The organism is Aequorivita sp. CIP111184 (genome assembly GCF_900489465.1).
Taxonomy (GTDB): domain Bacteria; phylum Bacteroidota; class Bacteroidia; order Flavobacteriales; family Flavobacteriaceae; genus Aequorivita.
Map to the genome: position 1 here is coordinate 597,245 of NZ_UEFQ01000013.1, position 16,307 is coordinate 613,551.

Below are 16,307 nucleotides of genomic sequence, written 5' to 3' on the forward strand. Positions count from 1 at the left end.
TGAATCTTGAAATAATTGTATAAATTTATGAATCTATCGTAACGAACAAACTTATTCTTTCACAATTGTTTTATTTATAATTCCTTGTTCGGTTTCAATTTGGAAAAACAGAATGCCCTTTGAAAATCTGGAAACATCAATATTTTCAGAATAATTTTCTTTGTAAAGTAATTGTCCCAAAGCATTGTAAATTCTCACTTGGTTTATTTGCAAAGCTTCAGATTTTTGAAGGGTTATAGCTGCAGACGTTGGATTTGGGTATAAAATTAGTTGCTGGTCCAAAGCAAAATCTCCAGCACCCAAAACAACATTATTGTTTCTTGAAATAATATCTTTTTCTGGATCAAACAGTACGTTTTGAACCGTAAAGCCTATTGCTGGCTGGAACGTTTGATCGTTTGTTGTATTGTCTAAAACGATATCCAGTGTTTCCCCCTGAGTACCAATAATTCTTAAAGGCACTGGCACTTCAAAAAATGAAACCGAAGAATTGCTTTGGGTCTGTGAAATTTTCACGTTCAAATTTGTCGACCCATTAGCTTGATTCCATTGAATAGTATACCTTGGATAACCTTGGCCGTAAATCCAATCATCAAAAAATTCTGTAAGATCTTCGCCGCTCGCATTCTCCAGATTACGAATTAGATCTCCTGTTTTAGCATATCCGTACGCAAGCGCAGGATCTGCCAAATAATCTTTTAAACCTTGAAAGAAAACGGCATCGCCTAATTTTTTGCGAAGCATATGTAACACCATTGAGCCTTTATTGTAGGTAAGTCTGCTGCTAAAAATTCGGTTAACAGAAGTGGTATCTTGAGCTGGAATATATACAGATCCATCGGTTTCTTGTGTTATCGAAGAGATTTGATCTGCTTTCCAGCTTCTAAAACCTGTATTACCATCAAGATTTTCAATCACCATTCCAGCTAAATAGGTTGCAAAACCTTCATTTAGCCAAATATCCTGCCAGCTACCACAGGTTACTTTATCTCCAAACCATTGGTGACCAAGTTCGTGAGCAATCAATCCACGGCTTAGTCCGCCCATAAAGGAAACAGTTGTATGCTCCATTCCACCGCCCCAGCCAAATTCTGCATGGCCGTATTTTTCATCAGCAAACGGATAGGGCTCAAAAAGATCTGCGTAAAGATTCATAATATCAACCGTAACGGGAGTTCGGGCTTGTGCATAAGCAAGATCTTCGGGATAAATATAGTTTACAATCTCAAAAGGGTTTCCGTTATTATCCACTGTATGCGAATAAACCGTGTAGTTAGTTACTGCAATGGCCACTAGATAAGCAGGAATAGGATATTGATGTCTAAAATGTGTGGTTTTGTTGCTACCGTTAATGGTTTGGCTTAGCTCCAATCCGTTTGAAACTGCCACATATTCTTCATTTGAAGGATTAAAACGCGGCGTAGTAATGTAAACATCAATTAATTCTATTTTATCAATCAAATCCTGTTTGCAGGGCCACCAGGCTTTTGCGCCAAAAGGCTCGGAAAGTGTCCACATAACAGGATCTCCGTTGTGAGTAGATACTTCAAAGGAACCAAAACCAGAACTTATTGGGTTTCCAGAATAGCTAACGGAAAGAGAATCCAAAACCCCTAGATTTTGAATCTGGGGTAGTGTTATTACAACTTCGTCATTATTGTTTTGTGTGAATGTAAGCGGAGTGCCTCGTTGGGTAACCTGTGAAACTGTCATATTATCAACAAGTTCAAAGGTTACGGCATTCATGTTTTCCTTCGCTTCAAAATGTGAAGTGATTTTTCCACTGATAAAAGGTTGCGATGGATCTACTGTCAATTCCAAACGGGCATACTTAATATCATAATTGTTGGTATTCAAGTTTCGCTCTCCAGCAAACATACCAGTTGCAGCTTTGGCTTCAGCTTCACTTATGTTTTGTTCTTGAAAATTTTGCGAAAAGGAAAAAAAGGAAATTAAAAATAAAAAGGGGAGTACTAATTTTTTCATTGGTTCATATTTATATAATTATAGTTTTGTTGAAATACATCGTTTCATTTCCAAGATTGAATAAAATAAATAAGAAGATACATTTCACTGTGAAATTAGGATGTTAAATGTATTCATTTTGTTAGTATTAGGAGTTATTTTTGCTCCCAATTATATACTTTAAGTCTAAAATTTAACGCAATGCTTACTTTTTTTAGCAAATATAAATTCTTCGCAATTTTTTTTCTTGTTCTTTCAATTATCATTATCGCAATTATTTACCAGATAATGAAACCGAAAGAGGTGCTGAAAATCTATCAGCCAGCAGATGTTTCCACAGAACTTGTAGACACCACACTTCAATATGTGAAAAAGTATCACACTATTGCAGATTTTAGTTTGATCAACCAAAATGGAGAGACCATTACTCAAGACGATTACAAAGACAAAATATATATTGCGGATTTTTTCTTCACCACTTGCCAGACAATTTGCCCAATAATGACGGGTAATATGGCGGAAATACAAGAAAAATTGAAGAATGATGATGAGGTAATGTTGCTTTCCCATACCGTAACTCCGGAAATTGATACAGTTGCACAACTTAAAAGATATGCCCTGGAAAAAGGAGTTAACGATGCCAAATGGAATTTGGTAACCGGCGATAAAAAGGAAATCTATGACCTAGCCCGAAAATCTTACCTAGCTGCTAAAGATGTCCCTTTCTCAGAAAATGATCTCGTACACACCGAAAATTTCGTATTGGTAGATAAAAAGAAACGTATTCGCGGTTTTTATGACGGAACAGATCCTGAATCTATTGACAAGCTTTTACACGATATTAAAATTCTAGAAAAGGAAGATTAATTACTTCTTAAATAATTAAAATCGGGTTTCATCCAAAAAAAGGGAAAGTCTTTTCCCACGTCCATTTTTTACTTTACTTTTGCCTTGTTTAAAATCAATCTAAATAAAAGATGATTACAATAGCTTCATTAAAAAAAGGGCAGCGCGGTATTATTAAGGAATTTTCTGTTGATGTTGTTCCCCTAAAACTATTGGAGATGGGATGTCTTCCAGGTAACGAAGTTTGTTTGGTACAGGTAGCTCCTTTTAATGATCCACTGTATTTAAACATTAATGGCAGCCATCTCGCCATTCGGAAAGAAACCGCCAGCAAGATTGAAATTGAACTGATATAATTAAATTAAAACTCGCCTTTTTAAGCGAAGCCGAAATATGGCAAAACACATAAACGTCTCACTTATTGGAAACCCGAACACGGGAAAAACTTCTGTGTTCAACAGGCTTACGGGACTGAACCAAAAAGTGGGGAACTATCCTGGAATCACTGTAGAAAAGAAACAAGGCACATGCAAATTTGGTCGTGCTTGCAAGGTTCACGTGTTGGATTTACCGGGAACTTACAGTTTGAATGCTTCCTCAGTTGACGAAAATGTGGTTATTGAATTACTACTTAATAAAAACGACAAAGACTTTCCAGATGTTGCCGTAGTGGTTGCAGATATAGAAAACCTTAAGAGGAATCTGCTGCTTTTCACACAAATAAAAGATTTAGGAATTCCCGCTATCCTGGCAATTAATATGTCTGATAGGATGAAGCGGAAAGCAATTTCACTGGATGTTGCGTTGCTTGAAGAAAAATTAAATACCAAAATTGCGCTTATCAGCTCGCGCAAAAATCTTGGTTTTGATTATTTGAAGGAATTGATTGAAAACTACAATCAACTTTCCACAAGACCAAGTCTAAATGCTTCAAGCATATCTCCCGAGTATTTTGACCGTTTAAGAAAAGCTTTCCCAAACCAAGATCTTTATAAACTTTGGTTGGTTATTACACAGGATGTTAATTTCGGCACATTGAGTAGAAATGATCTGAAAGGTGTGGCTTCGTTTCAAACAGAATCTGTAAGCAACCTGAAAAGGCTTCAGCAAAAAGAAACTGTTGCACGCTACCAGTTTATAAACGAAATTTTAAAAGAAACACTTCATATAGACACAGCAAACGCGAAAGATTTAAGAAGTCGCTTGGACCGAATTTTGACCCATAAAATTTGGGGCTATGTTATTTTCTTCGGAATACTGCTGCTAATTTTTCAAGCTATTTTTGATTGGAGCTCATATCCCATGGATTTTATAGATAGCACCTTTGCATCTTTGAGCGAATGGGCTAAAACTACTTTGCCTCCTGGAGATTTTACTAGTTTGATTGCTGAGGGAATTATTCCCGGACTGGGAGGAATTGTGATTTTTATCCCTCAGATTGCGTTTCTTTTTCTGTTTATTTCAATTTTGGAAGAAACTGGATATATGAGCCGTGTTGTTTTTTTAATGGATAGAGTAATGCGGCGTTTTGGTCTCAGCGGGAAAAGTGTTGTGCCCTTAGTTGCCGGAACCGCTTGTGCTATTCCCGCAATTATGGCCACTCGAAATATTGAAAACTGGAAGGAACGCCTGATTACTATTTTGGTTACGCCTTTTACAACATGTTCGGCGCGTTTACCTGTTTATTTAATCATAATTTCATTGGTTATTCCAGATGATCGGGTTTTGGGAATCTTCAGTTTACAAGGGCTTACGTTAATGTTTATGTACGTTTTAGGTTTTGGGGCGGCAATTTTTTCAGCATATCTGTTGGATAAAATTCTTAAAATAAAAACCAAAAGCTTCTTTGTTGTGGAAATGCCAAATTATAAACTTCCACTTCCGAAGAATGTATTAATTACCGTAGTTGAAAAAACAAAGGCTTTCGTTTTTGGTGCGGGAAAAATAATACTTGCAATTTCAATTATCCTTTGGGTTTTGGCTTCTTATGGTCCTGGGGATTTTAATAATGCGGAGGAAATTATTCAAAAACAATACGCTTCACAAAATCTTTCAGAAGATGATATCGCGATGCATGTTGATTCCTATAAATTGGAACATTCCTATATTGGGCATGTGGGCCATGCCATTGAACCAGTTGTTAGACCTTTGGGTTACGATTGGAAAATTGGAATTGCCATTGTAAGTTCTTTCGCGGCACGCGAAGTGTTTGTAGGAACGCTCGCAACAATTTACAGCGTTGGAAGCGAGCAGGAAGAAACCATTAAAAATAGAATGGCAGCAGAAATAAACCCTGTTTTGGGAGGCCCTCTTTTCAATTTTGCGAGTGGCGTATCATTATTGTTGTTTTATGCTTTTGCAATGCAGTGTATGAGCACGTTAGCAATCGTGAAAAAGGAAACAAATAGCTGGAAGTGGCCAATGTGGCAATTATTTGTAATGACAGCAATTGCATATATTGTGGCGCTGGCAGCCTATCAATTTTTGAAATAAAATATCTTTATTATGCAGATAATATTAGTTTTAGTAACATTTGTATTCGCCTTGGGATTTCTTGTAAAAAGGTTTGTTTGGAATCCTTTTGAAAACAATAAGAATTCTGCGGGCAATAAGCCGGGAGATCATTCAGATTGCGGGAGTTGTACTTTCCATTAATCTTAAACAGTTCAAATTTTCGGAACCTTCTTATATTTGCGCCTTAGGCGTTTTTAAGTATCTTTGAATATGCAAACTATTCTAGTTTTAATAATTTTTTCTATTGCTGCAGGCTTTTTGCTAAAAAAGTTTGTGTGGAATCCTATTTTTGAAGCACGCCAAAATTCAAGCGGTACTTTAGATGGTGGGAAAACCAAATGTGGCAAGAAAGATTGTGGTTGTCATTAAATTATTCATTTTTTTCTTCACAAATCAACAATACGTAGCCTTTATCTTTACCTGTACTTTCTGAAGTTGGATAGGGGTTAAGCGTAAGACCGTTAATTGAAAACTTACTGGAGCTATAAATATTTGTGTTTTTTTCTTCACCGGGTCTTACTTCTCCAAAAGTCAACATCTTTTCTTCCTTAGTTCCGTTAGAAGTCACTTCAACCTTTACAATTGCACGACCAGCCCAGATGCATGTAACGCCCGTTGGACAACGTGAGTCTTCCACAACGTCTAAAAATTTTATAGAGACACCTTTCAAAATTACGGTTTCCCCTTTTGGAACTTTCACGGCAATTTTAGGAGTTTCTGCAGACTCCTCTTGCCCAAAAGCGAATGAAGAAAAAAGAATTAGTACTGCTAAAAGTGAGTTTTTCATTGTAGTAAATTTTTTCAATTTTAAAGATACATTAAAAATTAGTGCCATAATATTAAGGAAATTAGAAATCCTGAATCTAAAGTTGCCTTAAAAATTATTTTTAAACAATAAACACAGGGATATTTACTTTGTGGCGAACACTATCAACAGTGGTTCCGAAAAGTAAATCTTTAAACCCGCTGTGACCGTGACCGCCTAAAACTAACAAATCAAATTCTGCTGCATTCACAATTTTAGGAATATGCTTTTTCGGAGAACCAAACCCAAGTTTAACAGAAACGTTGAATCCTTTTTCTGTCAATTTTTCTTTATAGGTATTTAAAAAAGCTTCATCACTTTCGGTTTCATAATCATCTATTTCATCTCCATAAATCATAGCTCCTGGTGTTTCTACAATGTGAATGAGCGTATATTCCGCATCTTTTCCACCCAATTGCAGAGCCGCGGAAATACTTTTTTCGTCAGAAGTTGAAAAATCCACTGGAATCGCAATTTTTTTATAGGAAAGCGGGCGGGCCAGTTCGTCCACTTTCGCATCGAGTATGTGTGGAACCATTTTTCTTTTTTCCGATTTAATATCTTTAATAGTAGTTTTAAAAGTTATATAAATCAACAACACTGCTGCACCAATAGCTGCGGGAATTACCAAAGTCCAAATATATATTGGGTTTTCAGAAGTTGTGAGCCAACCTGAAATTTCATCATAAACCAGTTTTGCATTCAATCCAACAATTATAATGGTTATGAGCCAAGAGCCAATGCGCAACGGCCATTTTATATGAAATCCGTTCATTAGCTTTTTGTTGCTTACAAAATGGATTAAAGGAATTATTGCAAATCCAAGTTGAAGGCTTAATACCACCTGGCTTAATACAAGCAGCTTTCCAGTACCGCTTTCTCCGAAATAAATTACGGTGAAAAGAGCAGGAATAATAGCAAGCATACGTGTAATTAATCTGCGAACCCACGGTTGGATGCGCAAATTTAAATGCCCTTCCATTACAATTTGTCCTGCAAGAGTTCCGGTTAATGTACTACTCTGTCCCGCTGCAATCAGGGCGATGGCAAAAAACGCAGGGGCCACGTTTGAACCTAAAAGTGGTGCTAATAATTCGTGCGCATCTTGTATTTCTGCAACTTCAAACATTCCGTTTTTGTGGAAAACTGCTGCTGCAAGTATTAAAATTGCTGCATTCACAAAAAAGGCCAAGTTTAGTGCAATTGCCGAATCAATAAAATTAAATTTCAATGCTTGTTTAATCCCCTTTTTTGTTCTTTCTATTTTTCGGGATTGTACGAGGGAAGAATGTAGGTAAAGGTTATGCGGCATAACGGTTGCACCAATAATACCAATAGCAATATAAAGAGCTGCACTATTGGGAAGGGAGGGAATAAAACCAGCCATAAGATCCCCCATATCTGGCTTCGCAAAAAACATTTCGACAACAAAAGAACCTCCAATAATAAAAATTAAGCCAATAATGAAAACTTCCATCTTTCGCATCCCTTTGTTTAAAAGAAAAAGCAGCAAAAAAGTATCAAGCGCAGTAATTGTTACACCCCATACCATTGGTAATCCAAAAAGAAGGTTTAAACCAATGGCCATACCGATAACTTCGGCTAAATCGCAGGCTACAATGGCGATTTCAGCTAATATATAGAGAACAAAATTCACAAATGGATTATAGGCTTCTCGGGATGCTTGGGCCAAATCTCTTCCGCGAACAACACCCAAACGCGCACAAAGGCTTTGAAGTAGCAACGCCATAATATTGCTCATTAGCAATACCCAAATTAATTTATAACCAAACTGGCTTCCTCCGGCAATATCTGTTGCCCAATTTCCGGGATCCATATAACCAACACTCACAAGATATGCTGGTCCCAAAAAGGCTAGCAATTTTTTCCAGGATGATTTTTTTCCAGCTGTTTCAATCGTTCCGTGAACTTCCTCGAGTGATTTATGGCTTCTTCTGTCCATCGCTATTCTTGGGTTTGAACGTAAAGGTTCTCTGCAATTTTATGTGAGATAAAAAATTGTTCGCTTCCTACTTGAATTATCATAGACCCGTCAAAAAATTCTTTCCCCAAAACATAGATTTTGGTGCCGATACTGATTTTCTTTTTGTCTAAATATTGAAGAAACTCTGGGCTAGATTCTTTCACTCCCACACAAACTCCTTTCTGGTTTTTGTCAATTTCTGAAAGTATTTTTTTCTCTGTGCGTTTTAAAACGCCATGTTTATCCGGAATTGGATCACCGTGTGGATCAAAATCTGGACTGCCCAAAAATTTATCGAGGCGTATTATGAGCTCTTCAGATTGAATATGCTCTAATTGTTCGGCAATTTCGTGAACTTCATCCCAATGAAAACTCAATTTCTCAACTAAAAAAACTTCCCATAATCTGTGTTTTCTTATAACACCTGCTGCTACTTTTTTCCCACTCCCTGTCAATTGCACCCCTTTATAACGCTTATAGGTGAGCAATTTTTTCTCTGCGAGTTTTTGAATCATATCTGTTACAGATGATGGCTTAGTTTCCATACTTTCTGCAATTGCATTTGTGCTAATCTCACCCTGAAATTCGTTTTCCAGGTGAAAAATGGCTTTAAGATAATTTTCTTCGGCTAATGTAAACATAGGCACAAAAGTAAATATATTTTTCTATTAATGCATATTATATTTTTAGCCTTGTCTAAAAAAATTAAAATATATAGTTTCAAATTAGCTAAAAAGCCAAAGTTAATATTCTTGAAGAAAATAATTATTTGTGAAAACTAAAACCCGCGCTCTTTTTGAAGCTGCTCATATGCTTCCTGCACCTTTTTGAACTTTTCCTCGCCACCTTTTTGGTGGGCTTCGTCCATATGCTGTAGTTTGTCGGGATGGTATTTTTTTACCATTGTGCGGTAAGCGGTTTTTATTTCTGAGGTTGTGGCGGTCCTTTCAATCTCCAAAATCTTGTAAGCGCTGTCGGGATTTTTGAAAAACATTGCTTTTATGCTTTCAAAATCGCGCGCATATATACCTAGAAATCCAGCAATTCTATTTATTTCGTTTACTTCGGAAGTTGAAACGTTGCCATCTGCGTTTGCAATGCTGAACAAAAAGTGAAGAATTTGAAGACGGCTTTCATAACGAGTTCGTTGTTGTAAAAGGCTACAAATGTTTTGTGCCGAAATTTCACGATTCTTTATTACTTCATTAAAAACTTTAAATGTAGCGTTGGCACGCTCCCGTCCGTAAGCCTGCACAAAATACTGGCGTACATAATCCAGTTCTGTCTGGCTTACTTGGCCGTCCGCTTTTATGACCAATGAGGCCAAGGAAAGCAAATTGAGTTCAAAATCTGCAGGAGTAACTTGCTGTTGTGATGTGCCGAAAGACGTTTGAAAAGTTTTACCCTTCACACTTAGATTGTCTAAAAGACTTCCTATAAGAAAACCCGCGATAGCACCCGGAAATCTATAAACAAAGTAACCAAGAACGGCCAATAACCAACGAAGCATAGAATTGTAATTTTTCTTTTTTTGAGCCGACAAAGGTACTCAATTAAACAAACAAATTTAAAACACTAAATACGAAACATTCATTATGCGGTTTAATTTAAATTTTATGATTTCCTTGGCATACTGAACAGAGAATTTGGAATTTTCTGAACATCATAATTTGTATCTTTGCAATCACATTTCAATAATCATTAAAAGAAATATTTATGTACCCACCCGAACTAGTAAAACCGATGCGTGAAGATCTAACTAAAGTAGGTTTTTCCGAATTATATACAGCAAGCGATGTTGAAGAGGCATTAAAACAAGAAGGAACAACTTTAGTAGTTGTAAATTCTGTTTGTGGTTGTGCAGCTGCAAACGCACGGCCTGGCGCAGCAATGTCACTTGATAACAGTAAAAAGCCAGATCATTTAGTGACAGTTTTTGCAGGCGTTGACCGCGAAGCTGTAGATACTGCTCGAGCTAATATGGTTCCCTTTCCGCCAAGTTCACCTTCTATGGCATTGTTTAAAAATGGCGAATTGGTTCATATGCTGGAACGCCACCATATTGAAGGCCGTCCCGCACAAATGATTGCTGAAAACCTGAAAGGCGCTTATAACGAATACTGCTAAATTTGAGAATCTGGCATTATGAAAATTACTAAGCCATTTACAATTGTGATAGGTATTTTAGCGCTCGGAGCTCTTATTTTTAACATTTATCAAAATCCGACGGTTTCACATTTATTCGGAAAAGAAATAAATGATTGGTTATACCGAGCATTTTGGTTATTAATTGTTGCTCTTTGTGTTTACAACTATATTTATATAGACCGAAACACCTTAAAAAATAAGTCAAAATCCAAACGTTGAATATTCAATTTTGAAAATATAAATAAGTAAAAAGTAAAACCGTCTTTTTTAAGGCGGTTTTCTTATTTTTGAACCGTAATGAATGCACTATTAAAAATTATCAGTTATCCATTTACGGTATTGTTTTACCTGCTCTTCGGTATTACAATTTTATTTTTTCATCCAGTTCAGTGGGTTTGCTTTAACTGGTTTGGATACAATGCACACAAAAAAAGTGTTGATTGTTTCAATTGGACCTTATTGCGGTGTTTAAATGTTTTAGGAACCACTTTTCACGTTGATATAAACACGAGCATTCCCAACAATGTGCCAATAATAATTGTTTCAAACCATCAAAGCATGTGGGATATTTCACCCTTAAGCTGGTATTTGCGGAAATATCATCCCAAATTTATTTCCAAGGTAGAATTAGGAAAAGGAATCCCTTCTGTTTCCTATAATCTACGTCACGGCGGTTCCATTTTAATAGACAGAAAAAACCCAAGGCAGGCGATAGTAGAATTGGTGAAGTTTTCAAAATACCTTCAAAAATTTAAAAGAAGTGGAGTAATTTTCCCTGAAGGAACCCGAAGCAAAACTGGTGTTCCCAAACCCTTCCGAAGAAGCGGATTGCAAACGCTTTTCAAAAAAATTCCTGATGGATATGTTGTTCCAGTTACAATTAACAATTCCTGGAAACTACAACGTCGGGGCATGTTCCCTATACAATTAGGTGTTTGCCTAGAAATAATTGCCCACCCCGCAATCAAAATATCAGATTATGATGTTGAAATGCTGATTGACAAAGTGGAAGAAACAGTCACTTCAAAAATCCACAAATAATGGTTTCATTTTTTTCTACCGAAGAAATAATCCAAAACACAATCAGCTTCGTTAAGAATAAATTACAAAATGCCGAAGGTGGCCACGATTGGTTTCACATTGAACGTGTTTACAAAAATTCATTGTTGATTTCCGAAAGTGAAACAGTGGACAAAACTGTAGTCGTACTCGGTGCATTGCTTCACGATATAGCCGATTCAAAATTCCACGATGGCGATGAAACCTTGGGGCCAAAAATGGCACGTCAATTCTTAAAATCACAAAATCTTTCAGAAGAAATAATTGAGCACGTTGTAAAAATAATTGAAAATATTTCTTTTAAAGGTGGCAATAAAAACCAAGAATTTCATTCAAAGGAATTGGATGTTGTTCAAGATGCAGATAGGTTGGATGCGTTGGGGGCAATAGGAATTGCTAGAACTTTTAATTATGGAGGTTTTAAAAACCGAAAACTTTACGACCCGGAAATAAAACCGAATTTGAATATGACTCCTTCAGAATACAAAGCTTCGGATGCACCAACAATCAATCATTTCTACGAAAAACTGTTTCTGTTAAAAGACCGAATGAATACTGAAACTGGACGGCGAATCGCTGCAGACAGACATTTATTTATGGAAGAATTTCTTAAACAATTCTATGCGGAATGGGCAGGTAAAAAAATATAACGGATTTAGTTTTCCTTATTTATTGTGTGAAATTACAGTCCTATTATCTTAAGAGTCGCTACAAATCATTCTTGCCAAATGACTTAAAAGAAACATTTGTGAAGCCTATTTCCGATAAATTACTTAAATTTAGTCCTTTAATAACATATTTTAAAAAAGTAATATCCTCACATTACAATTTTAATACTCCAATATTTCTGGAGGCTAATTATAAAATTAATTTTGGATATTATGTCAGATTCTTCAACAAAAAAAGTTCAAATCTTTACCTCCTACGCCCACGAAGATGAGGAACTCAAAAACGAAATGGACAAATACCTAAAGGTATTAAAACGATCCGGAAAAATTGATACTTGGAATGATAGAGCTCTAATTGCTGGGCAGGAATGGAATGATTCTATAATGGATGAATTGCGAAAGGCCAATGTAATTTTGCTCTTAATTAGTGTTGATTTTAATGCTTCAGATTTTATTTGGGATAAAGAGTTGGCAGAATCCATGCGTCGTCATGAAGAAGGTAGTGCTTACGTAGTGCCCATTATTCTTAGAAACTGCAAATGGACCTCATTGCCCTATGCAAAATTGCAGGCTCTGCCCCGAAACGCCCGTCCAATTTTAGACTATCCAGATCGAGATGCTGCTTTTACAGAAGTGGCAGACGGTATTGAACGACTCGTTGACCACATTTTAGCAAAATAGTTTACTGGCTAGGCCCAGTTATAATATTAACTAATTACTAACCAATAAAAGATTTTCAAAATGGCAATTGATCAATCAGAAGTATCCACAGCTACAATAAACATCTATTTTTTAGCGGCACCAGAGGATGAACAACAGTGTATAGCTGTAAAAAAATATCTTGCCCCAGTCATAAGAAGCTCAAAAAGACCCATTGAAATTGAAAGTGACTTTGAAATTCCACCCGGTCAGGATGTAAAACAATACAAAGAGAAATTGTATAAAGCAGATATTGTCCTTGCTTTTATAAGTTCCGATTTCATTAACGATGATGAAACGTATCTGCGCACCCAGAAAGTCATAGAAAGATATAATAGAAATGAAACCGTAATGCTTCCTATTTTGGTGCGTAACTGTATGTGGAAATCGACTCCGTTTGTAAATTTGCCACTCTTACCAAAAAATATCCAACCGCTAAATAACAAGCAATTTTGGAATAGTGAAGACGATGCCTTAACTGCAGTAGTTACAGATATCTATGAGTCTATCGAGAATTTTAGTTATGAAAATGCAGAGGAAGATGAGCTAGTTGATGAAAAGGTTTCTGAACTATTGACCGAAACACATATAGATAGAACCCCACCAGAAAATGAAACGTTTGAGGTAGAAACTGATAAAGAAGCACCCAGTGTTGAAAAAATACAAGAAAAAGTAGAGCCCAAAAAAGTGGAACCGCAACCGCTTAAAGCAAAACCCAAAAACATCAACAATGTAGCCATGGATGTTGATTGGCGAAAAAGTTACTATAAAAATGTATTTTGGAAACGTGCTATAGCCTTTTTTCTAGACAATATAATCACCGCGATTCCTTCAGTGCTAATAGCTTTTCTTTTTTGGACTATTATTTCGGTAATTGTTTCAGACACTCAAGAAATATCGGAAACCGAGACACTCTTTATGATTTTATTCAGCTTTTTTTTCTATTTTGTTATCTGCGCCATTTTCGAGTCCTCAAAGCATCGGGGTACTTTTGGCAAACAAATTATGAAACTGGAGATTACCGATAGAAATGGACATCGGGTTTCTTTTTTTAAAGCCTTTTGGCGAAATATTCTCCGTTTTATTGTTGCCTATTCCTATGTTTTGATAATTCCTTTTATCATACAGATTTTCACATTTATTAAAACCAAAAAATTCTTTCACGATCAGCTTTCCTATACCGTTGTGGGTGAAAAGATGAAGCATTAATTGCTTTCTGAAATATAGTGGTAAATAATAATGCCGATGCTTTTTGCATCGGCATTATTTGGTTTGATAAATATTTTGATGTGTTTACTCTTTTACAGGATTTACTTTATCAGCCTTAAGATTTTCTGCAAAAAAGCCCATCATTGCTTCATACAAGGACAATCTATTTTCTTCTTTTCCAAAGCCATGGCCTTCGTCATATTTTACCATATAAGGTACTTCTACCCCTCTTTTTCTTAGGCTTTCAACAATTTGATCTGCTTCGTCAATATTTACACGTGGATCATTAGCACCTTGAACAACGAATAGTGGTTTCTGGATTTTATTAACGTGTAGCGCAGGCGAAATCTCATCCATAATAGCTTTCTCTTCTGGAATATTCGGGTTGTACCAAATTTTATAAAGTAAGTCCCGGTATTTTTCCCAATAAGGAGGAATAGTTTTCATAAACGTATGCAAATTGCTTACGCCTACATAATCTACACCACAAGCATATTTATCTGGGGTTTTGGTCATTCCGCGTAATACGGCATAACCACCGTGACTTCCACCGTAAATTGCAACTTTGTTTTTATCTGCCCAGCCTTGATTTACTATGTAATCAATACCATCTTCCACATCGTCCATGGCTTTACGCCCTATTTGTCCATAACCCGCTTTTAAAAATTCTTTGCCATAACCACCGGAAACTCTAAAATTGACGTGCAAAGTTGCATAACCGCGACTAGCAAAAAGTTGTGCCTCTGGATTGAACCCCCAATTATCCCTGATTCCTTGTGGCCCGCCATGAGGATTTACAATTACAGGCAGCATCTCACCTTTTTTGTAACTGTTTGGAAGCGTGATATAACCGTGAATGGTAAGTCCATCGCGACTTTTATAAGAAATGGGCTTCATAGTAGCCATATCTTCGGACTTTAACTGTGGCAATAATTTGTACAGAAGGGTTACGGTATCTTTTTCAACATCGTACAGATAATATTCGCCTACAATTTTGTCGCTGGTAACCGCCACCATATACTGCGATTCGTCATCGGTTCTATCTACGGTGAAAAACTGCTTCTCTCCAAATTCTTTTTGCAAACGCTTATATATTTTCTTGTAAGTGCTGCTAACTGGAACAATCACTGCCTTTTCGCCCGTGTATGAGAAGTAATCTATTTCATAATTGCGTTTTCGGGATAGAGATAATCCGGAAACATCAAAAGTATCATTGCTAAAAATGGTTTTTATCTTTTCATTTTTCTTCAAATCAAAAAGCTGAATCTCCATTTTGTCTTTTCCCAAATTGGAAATTACATAAGCATCGTCTGGATTGTCAGTATTAGGATTGAAGGAAGAGATACCAAAAACATCTCCAAAATCTGTAACTCTTAACTGCTTAAATTCACCATCAATGTTATACAAAATTTCAGCATTGATTCCATCAACAATTCGGTTAATAGCACGTAGATTTCCGTTGCGGTCAAAATCGTAACCAGCTACGGGCGGATCGCCTGCGTTTACTGTATATAACTTTATAGCTTCTCCGGTATTTATATTGAGTTTATAGGGTTCTTCCTGTTGCAAGTTGTCTTTGTTCATTTGAACAATTACGTGATCCTCGTCTTCTTTCAAAGATTCAATAATGTTTACTTTTACGCCTTCATAAGGAGTAAGTTCTTTTTTGCTCTCGCCTGTAACATCTACGCCAAAAACGTGATGGTTTTCATTTCCGCCTTTGTCCTGTAGGTAAAGAATACGATTGTTGTTGGCCCAAAAATAGCCGCGAATTAAATCTTCTTCCTGCTTAATCAATAACGTTTCCTTTTGTGTTGCCGTTTCTTTTAAATATAAATCGCGCTCTCCTGTTTCCCTTCTTTTCATATAGCTTATAAACCTGCCATTTGGCGAAAGTTTAAACGAATAGGCTTCGGGGGTTTTAAAATAATCTGCAACGGAATATTTATAATTTCCAGTTTCTTTTGAAGCGAGTTTTGTTAATTCAGCATCTGTTGATGGCAGCGAAGTGTTTCCTGGTTTTGTTTTCAAAGTCTTTTTTAGGGTTAGTGGGTATTCTTGGCCCATTTGTTCGTAAGTTCCCTCAATGTTGTTCCCAGATAATGTCCCCGTAAAGGTCATTTTCATTTTGGCAGATTTGATGGTAACTTCTTTGTCCTGTAAAATTACCGAATCCAGTTCAATTCCTGAGGCTCCTTGCACAGGAACATCAAGTGTCGCCGTTAATCCGTCTGCCGTTTGGGTTATGTTGTAGATTAGTTCCATTTGCATTCCCTGCACATCCAGAGTGCCGCTGTAAGAGCCGTTCAGCTCTTGTGCATTTACTTTTGCTCCTAAAAACAGTAATGTTATTGCGATTGTAAATTTTATAAGTGTTGTCATAATGTTTTATTTAGAATATTAGTTTTAC

Annotated in this window: 15 protein-coding genes; 9 read left to right on the top strand and 6 right to left on the bottom strand. The window is 36.5% G+C overall.

All coding sequences use genetic code 11. From position 1 onward, the window contains the following. Positions 1 to 51: 51 nt before the first annotated feature. A complete protein-coding gene (locus tag AEQU1_RS02885; protein ID WP_111878626.1) occupies positions 52 to 1,986 on the bottom strand; it encodes a M1 family aminopeptidase in 1,935 nt (644 codons plus the stop codon). Between the two features lie 180 nt (positions 1,987 to 2,166). On the opposite strand from AEQU1_RS02885, the gene AEQU1_RS02890 reads away from it, so the two are divergent. From AEQU1_RS02890 to AEQU1_RS02905, 4 genes are all read left to right on the top strand, one after another. Continuing rightward, positions 2,167 to 2,832 (top strand): SCO family protein, encoded by a 666-nt coding sequence (locus AEQU1_RS02890; protein ID WP_111878627.1) that lies wholly within the window; start codon positions 2,167 to 2,169, stop codon positions 2,830 to 2,832. 110 nt (positions 2,833 to 2,942) lie between these two features. After that, complete coding sequence (locus AEQU1_RS02895; protein WP_111878629.1) at positions 2,943 to 3,167, top strand: FeoA family protein; 225 nt, start codon at positions 2,943 to 2,945, stop codon at positions 3,165 to 3,167. Positions 3,168 to 3,204: 37 nt separating this feature from the next. After that, positions 3,205 to 5,304 (top strand): ferrous iron transport protein B, encoded by a 2,100-nt coding sequence (gene feoB / locus AEQU1_RS02900; RefSeq protein WP_111878631.1) that lies wholly within the window; start codon positions 3,205 to 3,207, stop codon positions 5,302 to 5,304. Between the two features lie 231 nt (positions 5,305 to 5,535). Next, positions 5,536 to 5,694: a hypothetical protein gene (locus AEQU1_RS02905; protein ID WP_181566690.1), complete on the top strand. Its 159-nt coding sequence runs from the start codon at positions 5,536 to 5,538 to the stop codon at positions 5,692 to 5,694. Between the two features lies 1 nt (position 5,695). Here AEQU1_RS02905 and AEQU1_RS02910 read toward each other — a convergent pair whose 3' ends face one another. The 4 genes from AEQU1_RS02910 to AEQU1_RS02925 all read right to left on the bottom strand — a co-directional run bounded on the left by AEQU1_RS02910 (position 5,696) and on the right by AEQU1_RS02925 (position 9,624). Further along, a complete protein-coding gene (locus AEQU1_RS02910; protein ID WP_146743708.1) occupies positions 5,696 to 6,112 on the bottom strand; it encodes a hypothetical protein in 417 nt (138 codons plus the stop codon). Between the two features lie 100 nt (positions 6,113 to 6,212). Next, positions 6,213 to 8,093, bottom strand: coding sequence for an Nramp family divalent metal transporter (locus AEQU1_RS02915; RefSeq protein WP_111878634.1), 1,881 nt, complete (start codon positions 8,091 to 8,093; stop codon positions 6,213 to 6,215). Between the two features lie 2 nt (positions 8,094 to 8,095). After that, entirely contained in the window at positions 8,096 to 8,755 is a 660-nt protein-coding gene (locus AEQU1_RS02920; protein ID WP_111878636.1) for a metal-dependent transcriptional regulator, read from the bottom strand. Positions 8,756 to 8,892: 137 nt separating this feature from the next. Next, positions 8,893 to 9,624 (bottom strand): TerB family tellurite resistance protein, encoded by a 732-nt coding sequence (locus AEQU1_RS02925; RefSeq protein WP_111879037.1) that lies wholly within the window; start codon positions 9,622 to 9,624, stop codon positions 8,893 to 8,895. A gap of 206 nt (positions 9,625 to 9,830) precedes the next feature. Between AEQU1_RS02925 and AEQU1_RS02930 the strand changes: the two genes are divergently transcribed. The 5 genes from AEQU1_RS02930 to AEQU1_RS02950 all read left to right on the top strand — a co-directional run bounded on the left by AEQU1_RS02930 (position 9,831) and on the right by AEQU1_RS02950 (position 13,897). Continuing rightward, a complete protein-coding gene (locus AEQU1_RS02930; protein WP_111878638.1) occupies positions 9,831 to 10,241 on the top strand; it encodes a BrxA/BrxB family bacilliredoxin in 411 nt (136 codons plus the stop codon). A 318-nt stretch (positions 10,242 to 10,559) separates the two neighbouring features. Then, positions 10,560 to 11,303: a 1-acyl-sn-glycerol-3-phosphate acyltransferase gene (locus AEQU1_RS02935; protein WP_111878641.1), complete on the top strand. Its 744-nt coding sequence runs from the start codon at positions 10,560 to 10,562 to the stop codon at positions 11,301 to 11,303. Then, positions 11,303 to 11,971: an HD domain-containing protein gene (locus AEQU1_RS02940; RefSeq protein ID WP_111878642.1), complete on the top strand. Its 669-nt coding sequence runs from the start codon at positions 11,303 to 11,305 to the stop codon at positions 11,969 to 11,971. Before AEQU1_RS02935 ends, AEQU1_RS02940 begins: the two co-directional genes overlap by 1 nt. Before the next feature lie 231 nt (positions 11,972 to 12,202). Next, positions 12,203 to 12,670, top strand: coding sequence for a toll/interleukin-1 receptor domain-containing protein (locus tag AEQU1_RS02945; protein ID WP_111878644.1), 468 nt, complete (start codon positions 12,203 to 12,205; stop codon positions 12,668 to 12,670). A 60-nt stretch (positions 12,671 to 12,730) separates the two neighbouring features. Then, positions 12,731 to 13,897, top strand: coding sequence for an RDD family protein (locus tag AEQU1_RS02950; RefSeq protein ID WP_111878645.1), 1,167 nt, complete (start codon positions 12,731 to 12,733; stop codon positions 13,895 to 13,897). An 84-nt stretch (positions 13,898 to 13,981) separates the two neighbouring features. Here AEQU1_RS02950 and AEQU1_RS02955 read toward each other — a convergent pair whose 3' ends face one another. After that, on the bottom strand, positions 13,982 to 16,279 hold the full coding sequence (locus tag AEQU1_RS02955; RefSeq protein ID WP_111878647.1) for a S9 family peptidase: 2,298 nt from the start codon (positions 16,277 to 16,279) through the stop codon (positions 13,982 to 13,984). Between the last annotated feature and the right edge of the window lie 28 nt (positions 16,280 to 16,307).

Excerpts from the sequence above, each read along its gene's own strand:
- AEQU1_RS02930 (WP_111878638.1), top strand. The coding sequence starts at position 9,831 with ATGTACCCACCCGAACTAGTAAAACCGATGCGTGAAGATCTAACTAAA.
- AEQU1_RS02935 (WP_111878641.1), top strand. The coding sequence starts at position 10,560 with ATGAATGCACTATTAAAAATTATCAGTTATCCATTTACGGTATTGTTT.
- AEQU1_RS02925 (WP_111879037.1), bottom strand. The coding sequence starts at position 9,624 with ATGCTTCGTTGGTTATTGGCCGTTCTTGGTTACTTTGTTTATAGATTT.
- AEQU1_RS02895 (WP_111878629.1), top strand. The coding sequence starts at position 2,943 with ATGATTACAATAGCTTCATTAAAAAAAGGGCAGCGCGGTATTATTAAG.
- AEQU1_RS02885 (WP_111878626.1), bottom strand. The coding sequence starts at position 1,986 with ATGAAAAAATTAGTACTCCCCTTTTTATTTTTAATTTCCTTTTTTTCC.
- AEQU1_RS02955 (WP_111878647.1), bottom strand. The coding sequence starts at position 16,279 with ATGACAACACTTATAAAATTTACAATCGCAATAACATTACTGTTTTTA.
- AEQU1_RS02950 (WP_111878645.1), top strand. The coding sequence starts at position 12,731 with ATGGCAATTGATCAATCAGAAGTATCCACAGCTACAATAAACATCTAT.
- AEQU1_RS02945 (WP_111878644.1), top strand. The coding sequence starts at position 12,203 with ATGTCAGATTCTTCAACAAAAAAAGTTCAAATCTTTACCTCCTACGCC.
- AEQU1_RS02920 (WP_111878636.1), bottom strand. The coding sequence starts at position 8,755 with ATGTTTACATTAGCCGAAGAAAATTATCTTAAAGCCATTTTTCACCTG.
- AEQU1_RS02910 (WP_146743708.1), bottom strand. The coding sequence starts at position 6,112 with ATGAAAAACTCACTTTTAGCAGTACTAATTCTTTTTTCTTCATTCGCT.
- feoB (WP_111878631.1), top strand. The coding sequence starts at position 3,205 with ATGGCAAAACACATAAACGTCTCACTTATTGGAAACCCGAACACGGGA.
- AEQU1_RS02915 (WP_111878634.1), bottom strand. The coding sequence starts at position 8,093 with ATGGACAGAAGAAGCCATAAATCACTCGAGGAAGTTCACGGAACGATT.
- AEQU1_RS02890 (WP_111878627.1), top strand. The coding sequence starts at position 2,167 with ATGCTTACTTTTTTTAGCAAATATAAATTCTTCGCAATTTTTTTTCTT.
- AEQU1_RS02940 (WP_111878642.1), top strand. The coding sequence starts at position 11,303 with ATGGTTTCATTTTTTTCTACCGAAGAAATAATCCAAAACACAATCAGC.
- AEQU1_RS02905 (WP_181566690.1), top strand. The coding sequence starts at position 5,536 with ATGCAAACTATTCTAGTTTTAATAATTTTTTCTATTGCTGCAGGCTTT.